Origin of the sequence: Streptomyces sp. B21-105 (genome assembly GCF_036898465.1) — a bacterium.
In the GTDB taxonomy this organism is placed as follows: Bacteria; Actinomycetota; Actinomycetes; order Streptomycetales; family Streptomycetaceae; genus Streptomyces.
On sequence record NZ_JARUMJ010000001.1, the window covers coordinates 3,782,337 to 3,796,438 of the forward strand.

General features: G+C 72.0%; 9 protein-coding genes. 5 read left to right on the top strand and 4 right to left on the bottom strand.

Features of this window, described 5'->3' with window-relative positions; all coding sequences use genetic code 11:
* Entirely contained in the window at positions 1–2,424 is a 2,424-nt protein-coding gene (locus QA802_RS16945) for a bifunctional glycosyltransferase/CDP-glycerol:glycerophosphate glycerophosphotransferase (RefSeq protein WP_334523195.1), read from the top strand.
* Positions 2,425–2,494: 70 nt separating this feature from the next.
* A complete protein-coding gene (locus tag QA802_RS16950) occupies positions 2,495–3,103 on the top strand; it encodes a hypothetical protein (RefSeq protein ID WP_334523198.1) in 609 nt (202 codons plus the stop codon).
* A 124-nt stretch (positions 3,104–3,227) separates the two neighbouring features.
* Here the strand turns inward: QA802_RS16950 and QA802_RS16955 are convergent, their stop codons facing one another.
* A complete protein-coding gene (locus tag QA802_RS16955; protein WP_069773249.1) occupies positions 3,228–3,641 on the bottom strand; it encodes an organic hydroperoxide resistance protein in 414 nt (137 codons plus the stop codon).
* Between the two features lie 119 nt (positions 3,642–3,760).
* On the opposite strand from QA802_RS16955, the gene QA802_RS16960 reads away from it, so the two are divergent.
* Entirely contained in the window at positions 3,761–4,279 is a 519-nt protein-coding gene (locus QA802_RS16960; RefSeq protein ID WP_334523202.1) for a MarR family winged helix-turn-helix transcriptional regulator, read from the top strand.
* Between the two features lie 364 nt (positions 4,280–4,643).
* On the opposite strand, the gene QA802_RS16965 is transcribed toward QA802_RS16960, so the two are convergent.
* Entirely contained in the window at positions 4,644–6,191 is a 1,548-nt protein-coding gene (locus QA802_RS16965; protein ID WP_443042132.1) for a glycosyltransferase family 39 protein, read from the bottom strand.
* A gap of 112 nt (positions 6,192–6,303) precedes the next feature.
* Positions 6,304–6,939, bottom strand: a complete 636-nt coding sequence (locus QA802_RS16970; protein ID WP_334523205.1) for a TetR/AcrR family transcriptional regulator — start codon at positions 6,937–6,939, stop codon at positions 6,304–6,306.
* A 183-nt stretch (positions 6,940–7,122) separates the two neighbouring features.
* Here QA802_RS16970 and QA802_RS16975 point away from each other — a divergent pair, with 183 nt between their 5' ends.
* Complete coding sequence (locus QA802_RS16975; protein WP_334523208.1) at positions 7,123–8,040, top strand: ABC transporter permease; 918 nt, start codon at positions 7,123–7,125, stop codon at positions 8,038–8,040.
* Position 8,041: 1 nt separating this feature from the next.
* The gene (locus QA802_RS16980; RefSeq protein ID WP_334534705.1) at positions 8,042–8,893 is read left to right on the top strand and encodes an ABC transporter ATP-binding protein; all 852 of its coding nucleotides are present in this window, start codon (positions 8,042–8,044) and stop codon (positions 8,891–8,893) included.
* 235 nt (positions 8,894–9,128) lie between these two features.
* Here the strand turns inward: QA802_RS16980 and QA802_RS16985 are convergent, their stop codons facing one another.
* On the bottom strand, positions 9,129–14,075 hold the full coding sequence (locus QA802_RS16985) for an NAD-glutamate dehydrogenase (RefSeq protein WP_334523211.1): 4,947 nt from the start codon (positions 14,073–14,075) through the stop codon (positions 9,129–9,131).
* Between the last annotated feature and the right edge of the window lie 27 nt (positions 14,076–14,102).

Sequence of the window (14,102 nt, forward strand, 5' to 3'; positions counted from 1 at the left end):
GTGCCCCGCTTCAGTGTCATCGTCCCCGTCTTCAAGGTGCAGGGATTCCTGCGCGAGTGCCTCGACTCCGTGCTGGACCAGTCGTTCGACGACCTCGAGGTGATCGCCGTCGACGACTGCTCGCCCGACGGCTGTGGCGCGATCCTCGACGAGTACGCGGCGCGCGACCCGCGCGTCAAGGCCGTCCACCTGCCGGAGAACGTGGGCCTGGGCCGCGCCCGCAACGCCGGCCTGCAGCACGCCACCGGCGACTACGTCCTGTTCCTCGACAGCGACGACCGCTACACGCCCGGGCTGCTGCGGGCGGTCGCCGACCGGCTCGACGCGACCCGCGACCCCGACATCCTGGTCTTCGACCACGTACGCACCCACTGGTGGGGCCGCGCGGGCCGCAGCGACGCGGCGGACCTCCTCGAACAGGCCGGCGCCGACACCTTCGACATCCGCAGCTCCCCCGAGTACCTGCGGCTGTTCCTGGTCGCCTGGAACAAGGCCTACCGCCGGGACTTCTTCCTCGGGCACGGCTTCCAGTACCGGCCGGGGCTGTACGAGGACGCGCCCGTCACCTACCAGAGCATGGTCACCGCGGAGCGGATCGCCTGCCTGGACCGGGTGGGCGTCGAGTACCGGCAGCGGCGGCAGGGCGCGATCACCCGCACCCCCGGGCGCAAGCACTTCGACATCTTCGAGCAGTACGAGGGCCTGTTCGCGTTCCTCGCCGAGCGGCCCGGCCTCGACTGGGCGCGGCCGCTGCTGTTCGAGCGGGCCCTGGACCACATGCTGTTCGCCGTGGCCCGCCCCGAACGCGTGCTGCGCGGCGACCGCAAGGAGTTCTACCGGCACATCCGGGCCTTCTACCGGCGGCACGTGCCGCCCGGGTTCACGCCGCCGCCGGACAGCCGCCGCGCCGAGATCCGGCTGCTGGCGCTCGCCCCCCACCACCGCGTCCACCTCGGTCTCGTCCTGTGGCGACGCGGCGGCAAGGCGGCCGCGCGCACGGCCGGCCGGCTGTGCGGCCTGATCGCCCGGCACGTCAAGCGGTCCTGGTACCGCTTCCAGCTGCGGCTGCCGCTCGACCCGCGGCTCGCCGTGTACTCCGCCGGACACAGCCGCGCCGTGAACGGCGACCCGCGGGCGATCCACGCCAAGGCCACGGAACTCGCCCCGCGGGTGCGGGGCGTGTGGGTGGTGCGTCCCGAGGCGCTGGACCGGGTGCCGCCGGGCATCGAGTGCGTGACGACGGGGTCCTGGCGCTACTACCGGGTGATGGCGCGCGCCACGCACTGGTTCAACGACTGCAACTGGGCCGGCGACCTGGTCAAACGGCCGGGTTCGGTGCATGTGCACACGCACCGCGGCACGCCGCTGAAGCACATGGCGCTGGACCTCCTCGACCGTCCGGGGTCCCGGCACGGCACGAACGTGCGGGGCATGCTCCGGCGCAGTGACCGGTGGGATGTCAGCCTGGTCGCCAACCGGCACTCCGAGGAGGTCTGGCAGCGCGCCTACCCCTGCCACTTCGCGTCACTGCGCAGCGGCAGCCCGCGCAACGACGTCCTGGTGAGCGGCGGGGCCGGGCGCGGGGCCGCGCTGCGCGAACGGCTCGGCATCGACGTCCGCGAGACGGTCGTCCTCTACGCGCCGACGCTGCGCGACTACCGCAGGGGACGGCACGTCTGGCGGGTCGACCTGGAGGCGCTGACCGCGTCCCTCGGCCCCGGGCACCGGCTGCTGGTGCGGCTGCACCCGAGCCTGGCCCGGCATCACGAACGGGCGCTGGTCCTGCGCGACCTGCACCGGCGCGGCGCGCTGACGGACGTCACGGACGAGCCGAACGTCGAGGACGTCCTGCTGGCCGCCGACGCCCTGATCACCGACTATTCGGCACTGATGTTCGACTACGCGGTCCTGGACCGGCCGATCGTGATCCACGCCGACGACTGGGCGGCGTACCGGGCGACCCGGGGCGCCTACGTCGACATCACCGCCGAGCCGCCGGGACACGTCACGCGGTCCGACGAGGAGCTGGCGAAGGCGTTCACCTCCGGCGCCTGGCGGGACGAGGAGTCGGCCCGGCTGCGCGCGGTGTTCCGGGAGCGGTTCTGCGAGTACGACGACGGGCGTGCCGCAGAGCGCGTCGTCCGGCGGTTCCTGCTCGGCGAGCCGCCGGAGGCGACGGTGACCGTCAGCGGCGGCACCGGTACGGGTGCGGATGCGGGTGACGGCTCCGCAACGGGGGCCGGTGCCGGTGACGGCCCGGGGACGAGTGCCGGTGACGGCCCGGGGACGAGTGCCGGTGACGGCCCGGGGTCGGGTGCCGGCCCGGGGACGGGTGCCGGTGACGGCGGCGCCCGGGGGGACGGAGGGGTCGTCCGGATCCCGAGGGCCGTCGACCGCTCGGCGCGACGAGCGGAACACCGCTGACCCCGCACGGACGTCCCCCGTGCGGCCTAGCCGCCGAGAACAACGCGCCGTGACAGGGAAGGCGCGTGGCATGCGCCCCACTGCCCGCACCCCCTGGCCCCTGACGCCCTACCGGTTCGTCGGCGTCGTGCTCTGGACGGCGATGTCCCTCACGTACTGGCACGACCCGCTGAGCCGCACGGCGGTGGCGGGCCCGTTCAACCTGCTGGTGCTGCTGACCGGCATCGGCCGCTTCGCGCGCGTGCTGACGGGCCGTCCCTGGGCTGCGGCGCTGGGCCTGGTCGCCATGGCCCTGGTGTGGCGCGGACACCTCGGCTGGACGGCGGCCGCCGGCGACCTCGGTCACCCCTCGACGCTCGCCGTGGGACTGGCCTTCTGGGTCTGGGCCGCGACGGCCGCGCGCGCGGGGGCGGTGCGCTGCCGGGTCCGCTATCTCGGCCCGAGCGGCCTCAGGAGTTGCTGGGGGTACGCGTGGCTGGGCGCGCTGTACGGGCTGATCCTGCTCGTGGACCCGGTCGCGTGCGCCGCGGCGGCCGTCGGGGCGGCGGCGATCGTCGCCGGCTGGGAACGCGAGCGGCGGGCCGCCGTGTGGAGCCGGTGGGCGCTCACCGCGGCCGTTCCGCTGGCGGTCGCGTGCTGCGGGCCGTACGTCGGGGCGGTGGCCGGGGGTCGCTGGTAGCGCGGCCTCGCGTTCTCGGCCGCGGCTGCCGCACGCGAGCGGCCCCCGGAGGGAGCGGGACCGCTGCCTCCGGGGGCCGGGGGACGCCGGGGCCTCGGCAGCCGTCCGCGAAGGCCCCTGGGGACTACTCGATGACGAGCTCGACCGGGATGTTGCCACGGGTGGCGTTGGAGTAGGGGCAGACCTGGTGGGCCTGCTCGACGAGCTTGCGGCCGGTCGCCTCGTCCACCGTGTCGGGCAGCTCGACGCGCAGGGTCACCTTGAGCGCGAAGCCCTCGCCCTGCTGGCCTATGCCGACCTCGGCGGTCACGGCGGCGTCGCTCACGTTCACCTTCGCCTGGCGGCCCACCAGGCCGAGGGCGCTGCCGAAACAGGCGGCGTAACCGGCGGCGAACAGCTGCTCCGGGTTGGTGCCCTGCCCGTTGCCGCCCAGCTCCGCGGGCATGGCCAGCGCCAGGTCGATCTTGCCGTCGGAGGAGACGGCGCGGCCCTCGCGGCCGTGGGTGGCGGTGGCGACAGCGGTGTAGAGCGCGTCCATGGAAATCCATCCCTCTCAGGTCGATCCGGCGGCCCGGTCCGGCCGCCTCACATCCAGAAGTAGAGCACACAATTCAATTGGGCACAACCAAATAGCGTGTAAGGGCTACCCTTGGGGACATGACCGCTCCGCTGCCACCCGCCGGCCATGAGAAGGCCACGGGCCATGAGAACGCCACGGAGAACTGGCTCCGCCTGGACAGCCAGATCTGCTTCTCCCTGCACGCCGCGTCGCGCGCCTTCAACGGCGTCTACCGCGTGATCCTCAAGGATCTCGGGCTCACCTACCCGCAGTACCTGGTGATGCTGGTCCTCTGGGAGCGGGGCGCGCTGCCCGTCAAGCGGCTGGGCGAGCACCTTCGACTGGACTCCGGCACGCTCTCGCCGCTGCTCAAGCGCCTGGAGGCGGCCGGTCTGGTGCGCCGTGAGCGCAGCGCACGCGACGAGCGCTCGGTGGAGGTGCGGCTCACCGCGCAGGGCGCGGCGCTGCGCGAGCGGGCCGTGGAGGTCCCGCGCAGGATCGTCACCGCCACCGGCCTCGACCCCGCCGAGATCGGCGAGCTGCGCGACCGCCTCGACCATCTCACCGCTGCCCTGGACACGGCGACGCCGGAAGACGAAACCCCGACGGGCCACTGACCGCCGAACGCCGGGGGACCGCCGAACGCCGAACGCCGGGGGACCGCTGACCGCTGGCCGCCGAACATCGGGGGCCTCCGGACCCGGGACACCGGAAAGCAGGGGCAACCGGACACCCGGGAAACACGTGACACCGCAGGGCCGCCGGCCGCGGGACACCGGACGCCGGGGAACCGCCACACCCGGGAAACACCGGAAACCACAGAGCCGCCGACACCGCAGAGCCGCCGCCCGGCCCCGGAGTCCGCCGGGCGCCGAGGAACCGCCGGGGCGAACAGACGCCTCGGGGTCTGGACACCGCAGGGCCGCCGGACGCGGGACCCCTGACACCGGGGAGTCGCCGGACACCGGACGCCGGGAACCGTCAGCCGCCGGACCCTCGAAGGCCGTCCGAGGGCGGGGAGCCGCCGGTCGGCGCCGTCGTCCCCGGGCTGCGGCGGACGTAGAGGCGCAGGGTCACGCCGGACCGTTCACGCTCCCACCGCGGAATGAACCGCTCCTCCACGGCGACCAGTTTCAGACGCTCGGTCGGGTCGCCCGGGAACCAGCGCGAGCGCAGCGCGTACGGCTCTGCGACGACCCACAGTCGGTCGACGCCGGCGAGTCTGCGCTGCAACTCGCGCGGGCCGACCTCGCGGCCGTACAGCGTGCCGGACCGCGCTCCGGGCGCTCCCAGCGCCAGGTCCCGCACCCCGCGGAACCCCTCCGGATACGCGAGCGCCGCCCGCCGCCCGAGCGCCGGCAGGAACAGCACCGGGTCGCCGGGACGAATCTCGCCGGCCGCCAGGGCGGACACGGCCGCGAGGTTGTCGGCGCGGTGCGCGGGGGTGCGGTAGTACCGGTGCAGCGGAAGCAGCTGAACGAAGACGAGCGTCACGGCCAGGACGCCGGCCGCGGTGACGGCCCGGGAACGCGAGGAACGTCCGGCGAGGGCGCCCAGCCGGCGGACCACCAGGTCGGCCCCGGCCGCGATCAGCAGCGGCGCCCCGGCCAGGGCGTACAGCACGTACCGCTCGTGGTAGAGCGGCATCACCTGCGAGGTCAGCATCAGGACGGCCGGCGGCGCCAGCATCACCGGCGCCATGACGGCCGCCGTCCGCCCGGACAGCAGCCCCACCGCCATCAGCGTCACGCAGCCCCAGAACACCGACCCGTCCGGGCCGGCGGTGAAGCCGCGCAGCAGCCTTTCGGCGCTCTCCCAGTCCGGCGCCGGCAGCCACTCCACCTGACGCGACTGCCGCCGCGACGCCAGCACCAGCGGCAGCAGCACGGCGACCGCCGCGCCGGTCGGCCGCGACCAGCGCCGCCACACCGCCCGGGGGGCCCGCAGCAGCGCCAGCGTGATCGCGTGGGCGCACAGCACGAGCACCGCCAGCTCGTGCAGCAGGCACGTCGCGGCGAGGACGCCTCCATACGCCCACCACCCCCGCCCGGCCCCGCCACCGTCCAGCGCCCGGACCAGCAGCAGCGTCGCGCCGGCCGCGCCCGCCGCGACCAGCGCGTACGAGCGGCCCTCCTGGGCGTAGTGACCGGCGAGCGGGGTCGCCGCGTACAGCAGGCCCGCCCACAGGCCGACCCGGGGCCGGGCCAGCCGCACCCCGAGGGCGGCGACCAGGCCCGCGGCCGCGGCCGCCGCGCACACCGACGGCAGGCGCAGGACGACCTCACCGGGGCGGACGGCGAGGACGGCGTGCATGACGAGGTAGTACAGGCCGTGCACCGCGTCCACCCCGTGCAGCAGGCGCCAGATCTGCGGCACGGTCCGCCGCGCGACCTGGAAGGTGACGGCCTCGTCGCGCCACATGCCGCCGCGGTCGAGCCCCCAGAGACCGACCGCGAGCATGACGGCCGCCGGGACGGTGACAGCCAGGACTTCGGTACGGCGCGTCGGCCGCGAGCGTGCGCACACCACCCGCCGATTGTGCGCGGCGCGTGCACCCGTCACGGGGACTGACATCACATGATGAACAGATTGGACCCAAAAGCGATATTCATCATGATGACGCCGTGCCGCGCCGGAGGCGTCACAGCGTCCTGATCGCCTCGGCGGTCGCCCGGGCCAGCGCCCCCAGGTATCCCTTGGGCAGCTTCGGGCTGCGGATCACCACCGAACGCCAGTAGAGCGGACCCGAGATCAGATCGAGCGCCAGTTCCGCGTTCAGCCCGGCACGGACCTCGCCGCGCCGCTCCGCCGCCGCCACGATCTTCAGGGCGACGCCCTCCTGCCCCTCCTTCAGCGCCTTCTGCAGAGCTTCGGCGATGTCGGGGTTGCGGGCCGCCTCGGCCTGGAGGTCGGGGATGATCTGCGAGGCCACCGGGTGCCGCAACGCCCGGGAGGTCACCTCGTACAGCATGCGCAGGTCGCCCTCGAGACTGCCCGTCTCCGGGGCCGGCAGGCCCTGCACGGCGATCACCGAGACGACGTCCAGGACCAGGTGCAGTTTGGAACGCCAGCGCCGGTAGACCGCGGTCTTGCCCACGCCGGCCCGGCGGGCGATGCCCTCGATGGACATCCGGGCATACCCGACGGACGCCAGCTCCTCGAACACGGCCGCCCGGATGGCTTCCGTCACATCCTCGCGGAGCACGGCCGCACCCGCGGGGGCCCGGCGGCGCGGGCGCGCCCCTGCTCCGTCGGCGTTCGTCGCGTTCGTCGTCATGCGACCAGCATAGGGCGTTACGACGAAACGGTTGCGTTCCGACGTCCAATCGGCCTACTCTCACGTTGCGACGATACGGTCCCGTCCCGACGTAAGAAAACGTGAAGAGAAGCGCAAGGAAACGATCGGACGACGGCGGGAGCGCCGACGCCCGAGCCCCCTCCCCGAGTGAAAGCAGCGGATGTGAGTCAGGTCCTCCACACACCGCCCCGCACAAAGGCCGCGCCCCACCGCGACCTCGCGGCCCTGGCGGCCCGACACGGCCTCTCGGTCAGTGGCGCCCGGCCCACGCTGCCGGAGTACATCCGCCAGCTGTGGGCGCGCCGACACTTCGTCACCGCGTTCGCGACCGCCAAGCTCACCACCACCTACAGCCAGGCGAAGCTTGGCCAGCTCTGGCAGGTGATGACCCCGCTGCTGAACGCGGCGGTCTACTACTTCATCTTCGGTGTGCTGCTGAACACCAAGCGGGGCGTGGCGGACTTCATCCCGTTCCTGGTCACGGGCGTGTTCGTCTGGACGTTCACCCAGACCTCGATCATGACCGGCACCCGCGCCATCTCCAGCAACATCGGCCTGGTGCGCGCCCTGCACTTCCCGCGGGCCGCGCTGCCGATCTCGTTCTGCCTGCAACAGCTGCAGCAGCTGATGTTCTCGATGCCCGCCCTGGTGTTCATCCTGCTCGGCGTCGGCGTCCCGCCGTCCCTCTCCTGGTTCCTCGTGGTCCCGGCCCTGACGCTGCAGTTCGTGTTCAACGCGGGCATCTCCATGATCATGGCCCGGCTGGGCGCCGAGACCCCGGACATCGCCCAGCTGATGCCGTTCATCCTGCGCACCTGGATGTACATCTCCGGTGTGATGTGGAGCATCGAGAACCTGGTCGAGCAGCACCACGGCATGCCGTCCTGGGCCGCGGACCTGCTGCGGGCCAACCCCGCCGCCGTGTACATCGACCTGATGCGCTTCGCGCTGATCGACACCTTCCACGCGAGCCAGCTGCCGCCGCACGTGTGGCTGGTCGCCACCGGCTGGGCGCTGGCCGCCGGCATCGGCGGGTTCATCTACTTCTGGAAGGCCGAGGAGACGTACGGACGTGGCTGACATCGCAGACCGCAACGAAATCCGCGACCTCGCCGACGAGCCCCCCGCGCTCGTCGCCGCCGAACGCGCCCCCACCGTCATCGCCGACAGCGTCGACATCGTGTACCGCGTCAACGGCACGGTCGGCGGCAAAGGCAGCGCGACCGCCGCCCTCAACCGCATCGTGCGCCGCAAGCAGGCCGACAAGGCAGCCGGCGTGCGCACCGTGCACGCGGTGAAGAACGTCTCCTTCGTCGCCTACAAGGGCGAGGCGATCGGCCTGATCGGAACCAACGGCTCCGGCAAGTCCACGCTGCTCAAGGCGATCGCCGGACTGCTCCCGGTGGAGCGCGGCAAGATCTACACGGACGGCCAGCCCTCCCTCCTCGGCGTCAACGCGGCCCTGATGAGCGACCTGACCGGCGAGCGCAACGTCTATCTCGGCGGCCTGGCCATGGGCATGACGCGGGAACAGATCAAGGAGCGCTACCAGGAGATCGTCGACTTCTCCGGCATCAACGAGAAGGGCGACTTCATCTCCCTGCCGATGCGCACCTACTCCTCCGGCATGGGCTCCCGGCTGCGGTTCTCCATCGCCGCCGCCAAGGACCACGACGTCCTGCTCATCGACGAGGCGCTGGCCACCGGCGACGCCAAGTTCCGCGGCCGCTCCGCGGAACGCATCCGGCAGATGCGCGAGCACGCCGGCACGGTGTTCCTGGTCAGCCACAGCAACAGCTCGATCCTGGAGACCTGCGAACGGGCCCTGTGGCTGGAGCGCGGCGAACTGCGCATGGACGGGCCCGCGCAGGACGTCATCAAGGCGTACGAGGCCTTCACCGGGGACGGCAAGAAGAAGCCCGCGGCGAAGTAGCCGCGGCGCCCACGGCGACGTGACCTCCACGCCCACGGCGGCGAAGTGAGCGGCGGCCGCCTCGGCTGCCTCGGCCGCCGCGAACGACATACGCGAAGGCGCGAAGGCGCGAAGGGCGCCCCCGAATCGACTCGGGGGCGCCCTTCGCGTGTGCCTACGGCCTGCCGCTCACCGCCTGCCGCTCACCGCCTGCGGCGGCCGTTCACCGCAGCTGCCGGTGACGTGCCGTCACCGCTCACGAATGCGTTCGCTGCAGCGTGCGCATCGTCCGCATGGCCACCGACAGGTTGGCCAGGTCGAACGTCTCCGAACTCTGGATGTCCTCCAGCGTGGTGCGCGCCCGGCCCAGGATCGCCGTGTTCTTCTCCTCCCACGCCGCGAACCGCTGCTCGGGCGTCGAGGTCCCGTTGCCGGCGGCCAGGACGTCCGCGGTCAGCGCCGCGTGCGCCGCGTACAGGTCCTCGCGGATGGAGGCGCGGGCCATGGACTGCCAGCGGTCGGCGCGCGGCAGCTCGATGATCCGGTCCATCAGTCGGCTGATCTCCAGACGGTCGGCGAGGTCGTAGTACACCTCGGCGACGTCCAGCGGGTCCCTGCCCATGCGGTCGGCCACCGACACGATGTCCAGCGCCGGGAACGCCGAGGAGAACCCGGCCACCCGCGTCGCCAGCTCGTCGGGGACGCCGGACGCGGTCAGCTCGTCGTGGATGCGCTGCCACCACTCCAGGTCCGCGCCCCGCAGCAGCTTCGTCAGCTGCGACCACACCTGCTCGACGCGCTCGGCGAAGAACTCGACCGTCTCCGCGATCTGCAGCGGCTGCGGCCGGTTGTTGAGCAGCCAGCGCGTGCCGCGCTCGATGAGCCGCCGCGAATGCAGCCGGATCCGGGTCTGCACCTCGGCCCCGACCCGGTTGTCGAGCTCCTCCACCGCGTCCCACACCGGCGCCGAGCTGAAGATCGCCCGGGCCGCGGTCTGCGCCCGCACGATCTCCTCCAGCGAGGCGCCGGTCTCCTCGCGCAGCCGGTGCAGATACGTCGTGCCGCCCGTGTTGACCGTGTCGTTGACCAGGACGGTCGTGGTGATCTCACGGCGCAGCGGGTGGCTGTCGATGCTCTCGGGGAACCGCTCGCGCAACGCCGTCGGGAAGTACGCGTGCAGCAGCGTCCGCAGGTAGGGGTCGTCGGGCAGCGAGGTGTTCAGCAGCTCGTCCGACACCGTGATCTTGGTGTAGGCCAGCAGGACGGCCGTCTCCGGGCTGGTCAGGCCCTGGCCCGCGCCGAGACGCTCACGGATCTGCCGGTCGGTGGGCAGGAACTCCAGGGCCCGGTCCAGATGCCCCTCGCGCACCAGGTGGCGCATGAAGCGCTGCTGGGCGTGGAGCATGTCCTTGGACTGGGCGAGGGCGTTGGCGATCGCCGTGTTCTGCGCGTAGTTGTTGCGCAGGACGAGCGCGCCGACCTCGTCGGTCATCTCCGCGAGCAGCTTGTTGCGCTGCTTGACGGTCATGTCCCCTTCGGCGACCAGACGGTTGAGCAGGATCTTGATGTTCACCTCGTGGTCGGAGGTGTCCACGCCGGCGGAGTTGTCGATGGCGTCCGTGTTGATGCGGCCGCCGTGCAGCGCGAACTCGATCCGGCCGAGCTGGGTCAGCCCCAGGTTGCCGCCCTCGCCGACGACCTTGACGCGCAGGTCGGCGCCGTCCACCCGGATCGGGTCGTTGGCCTTGTCGCCGACGTCGGCGTTCGACTCCGCGGCGGACTTCACGTACGTGCCGATGCCGCCGTTCCACAGCAGGTCCACCGGCGCCCGCAGGATCGCCTTCATGAGGTCGGCCGGGGTCAGCTTGGTGACGCCCGCGTCGATGCCGAGGGCCTCCCGGATGTGGGAGTTGACCGGGATCGCCTTGGCGGTGCGGGGGAAGATCCCGCCGCCCGCGGAGAGCAGTTCGGCGTTGTAGTCGGCCCAGCTGGAGCGGGGCAGTTCGAACAGCCGGCGGCGCTCGGCGTACGAGGTCGCCGCGTCCGGCTTCGGGTCGATGAAGATGTGCCGGTGGTCGAAGGCGGCGACCAGCCGGATGTGCTCGCTGAGCAGCATGCCGTTGCCGAACACGTCACCGGACATGTCGCCGATGCCGACGACCGTGAAGTCCTCGGTCTGCGTGTCCACGCCCAGCTCGCGGAAGTGCCGCTTCACGGACTCCCAGGCGCCGCGGGCGGTGATGCCCATGCCCTTGTGGTCGTAGCCGGCAGAGCCGCCCGACGCGAAGGCGTCCCCGAGCCAGAAGTCGTACGACTCGGCGACCTGGTTGGCGATGTCGGAGAACGTCGCCGTGCCCTTGTCGGCGGCGACCACCAGGTAGGTGTCGTCCTCGTCGTGCCGCACGACGTCGGCCGGCGGCACGACCTCCCCGCCGACCATGTTGTCGGTGATGTCGAGCAGCGCCGAGATGAACGTCTTGTAGCTGGAGATGCCCTCGGCGAGCCACGCGTCACGGTCCACGGCCGGGTCGGGCAGCTGCTTGGCGACGAAGCCGCCCTTGGCGCCGACCGGCACGATCACGGTGTTCTTCACCATCTGCGCCTTCACCAGGCCGAGCACCTCGGTCCGGAAGTCCTCACGCCGGTCGGACCAGCGCAGACCGCCGCGCGCGACCTTCCCGAACCGCAGGTGCACACCCTCCACCTGCGGCGAGTACACCCAGATCTCGAAGGCGGGCCTCGGCGCCGGCAGGTCCGGGATGGCCTGCGGGTCGAACTTCATCGACACGTAGTCGTGCGGCCCGCCGTCCGCGCGCTGCTGGAAGAAGTTGGTGCGCAGGGTCGCCTTGATGACGGTGAGGAACGACCGCAGGATGCGGTCCTCGTCCAGCGAGGCCACCTGGTCGAGCGCCGCGTCGAGCTCCTCGAGCAGCGCGTCGACGATCTCCCGCCCGGCGCGCTGACGGTCGGGCGACATCCGCGCCTCGAACAGCGACACCAGCAGCCGGGTGGTGTGCACGTTGGTGCGGAGTGTGTCCTCCATGTAGTCCTGGCTGAACGTCGACCCGGCCTGCCGCAGGTACTTGGCGTACGCGCGCAGCACCACCGCCTGCCGCCAGGACAGCCCCGCGCCCAGCACCAGCGCGTTGAATCCGTCGTTCTCCGCCTTGCCCGTCCAGGTCGCCGAGAACGCCTCCTGGAACCGCTCGCGCCCGTCGTCGCCGAGGAAGTCGCCGCCGGGGCCGGCCAGCGCCTTGGGGATGCGCAGGCCGAAGTCGTAGATCCACGCGTGCGTGCGGTCCGAGCAGCGCAGTTCGTACGGCCGCTCGTCGATCACCTCGACGCCGAGCCGGCTCAGCACCGGCAGCACCGCCGACAGGGAGATCGCGTCACCCTTGCGGTAGATCTTGAAGCGGCGCTCGCCGGGCGCGGCGCCCACCGGCTCGTACAGGCTGAGCGAGAAGTCCCGCTCCTCGGTCAGCCGCTCCAGATGGACGAGGTCGGCGACCGCGGCGCGCGGCGTGTGGTCGGCCTTGTAGCCCTCGGGGAAGGCGTGACCGTAGCGCCGCAGCAGCTCAGCGGTCTTCTCCTCGCCGAGCTCGGCGTTGAGCGCCTCCTGGAACGCGTCGGCCCAGGAGCGTGCCGCCTCGACCAGCCGCGCCTCGATGCGCTCCCTGTCGACGTCGGACAGCTCCGGCAGCTCGGTGCCCTGCGGGACGCGGACCACGAAGTGCAGCCGGGACAGGATCGACTCGGTGTTCCAGGCGGTGAAGTCGACGCTCGTCCCGCCCAGTTCCTCCTTGAGGATGTCGATGATCCGCAGCCGGACACCCGTGGTGTACCGGTCGCGGGGCAGGTAGACGAGCGCGGAGTAGTAGCGCCCGTACTCGTCCTGCCGCAGGTAGAGCCGCAGCCGCCGCCGCTCCTGGAGGTAGAGGACGCTGGTGACGATGGACCGCAGCTCGTCCTCCGGCGTCTGGAAGATCTCGTCGCGCGGGTAGGTCTCCATGATCTGGAGCAGGTCGCGTCCGTCGTGGCTGTTGGGTGAGAACCCGGCGCCCTCCAGCACGGCCGCGACCTTGCGCCGCACGACCGGCACCCGCGCCACCGACTCGGTGTACGCGGCGGAGGAGAACAGCCCGAGGAAGCGCCGCTCGCCGACGACGTTGCCCTCCTCGTCGAACTTCTTCACACCGACGTAGTCGAGGTAGGAGGGCCGGTGCACGGTGGCCCGGCTGTTCGCCTTGGTCAGCACCAGCAGCTTGTGCTCCCGCGCCTTGGCCCGGGCGTCGGCCGGCAGCCGCTCGAAGGACGGGCTGACGGGGTGGGCGTCACCGTCGGCGTGATGCGGGTCGGAGCGCAGGATGCCGAGCCCGGTGCCGGGGACGGCCGCCAGCGAGTCGTCGCCCCGCAGCTGGTACTCCCGGTAGCCGAGGAAGGTGAAGTGGTCGTCGGCCAGCCAGCGCAGCAGCTCGCGGGCCTCCTCGACGTCGGGCCGCGCCAGATCGCCGGGGACGTGCTCCTCGGGGAGCCCGTCGGCGACGCGCAGCGCGGTCTCCCGCATCTTCTCCCAGTCCTCGACGGCCTCCCGGACGTCGGACAGGACGCGCAGCAGATCGGCGGTGATCTGCTTGAGGTCGGCACGGTCCGTCTCACGGTCGATCTCGACGTGGATCCAGGACTCCACATGCCCGTCGTGCGGCAGCTCCCCGGCGGCCGGCGGGACGCTCAGCACCTCGATGAGCTTGCCGGTCACATCGCGCCGCACCATGACCTGCGGATGGATGACGAGGTGGATGCCCCGCCCCTGCCGGGTCAGCTCGTTGGTGACGGAGTCGACCAGGAACGGCATGTCGTCGGTGACCACCTCGACGACGGAGTGACTGCACGTCCAGCCGTTCTCCTCGACGGTCGGCGTGTGCACCCGCACGTTCGCGGTGCCCTGCGGCCGGTTCTCGGCCAGCCGGTAGTGCGAGAGCGCCGCTCCGAAGACGTCGACCGGGTCGCGGTCGCTCAGGTCCTCATGGGCGGTGTGCAGGTAGTAGCGCTGGAGGAACGCGAGCAGAGCGGCGTGGTCCGGGGTTCCCTCAGTGCCCTCGCCCGTCGTCCCAGTCGGTAGATGCCCCCCGACCGGGCTGTTCTCAGCGACCCGCGCCGCCCTCTCGAGCAGCTCGGCCTTGGCTTCGTCCAGCTTGGTCTGCATTGTCCTCTGACTCCTGTCGCGCGCCAT

Bases quoted from the DNA above. Each gene is read 5' to 3' on its own strand.
- QA802_RS16950 (WP_334523198.1), top strand. From the start codon at position 2,495: ATGCGCCCCACTGCCCGCACCCCCTGGCCCCTGACGCCCTACCGGTTC.
- QA802_RS16955 (WP_069773249.1), bottom strand. From the start codon at position 3,641: ATGGACGCGCTCTACACCGCTGTCGCCACCGCCACCCACGGCCGCGAG.
- QA802_RS16960 (WP_334523202.1), top strand. From the start codon at position 3,761: ATGACCGCTCCGCTGCCACCCGCCGGCCATGAGAAGGCCACGGGCCAT.
- QA802_RS16970 (WP_334523205.1), bottom strand. From the start codon at position 6,939: ATGACGACGAACGCGACGAACGCCGACGGAGCAGGGGCGCGCCCGCGC.
- QA802_RS16985 (WP_334523211.1), bottom strand. From the start codon at position 14,075: ATGCAGACCAAGCTGGACGAAGCCAAGGCCGAGCTGCTCGAGAGGGCG.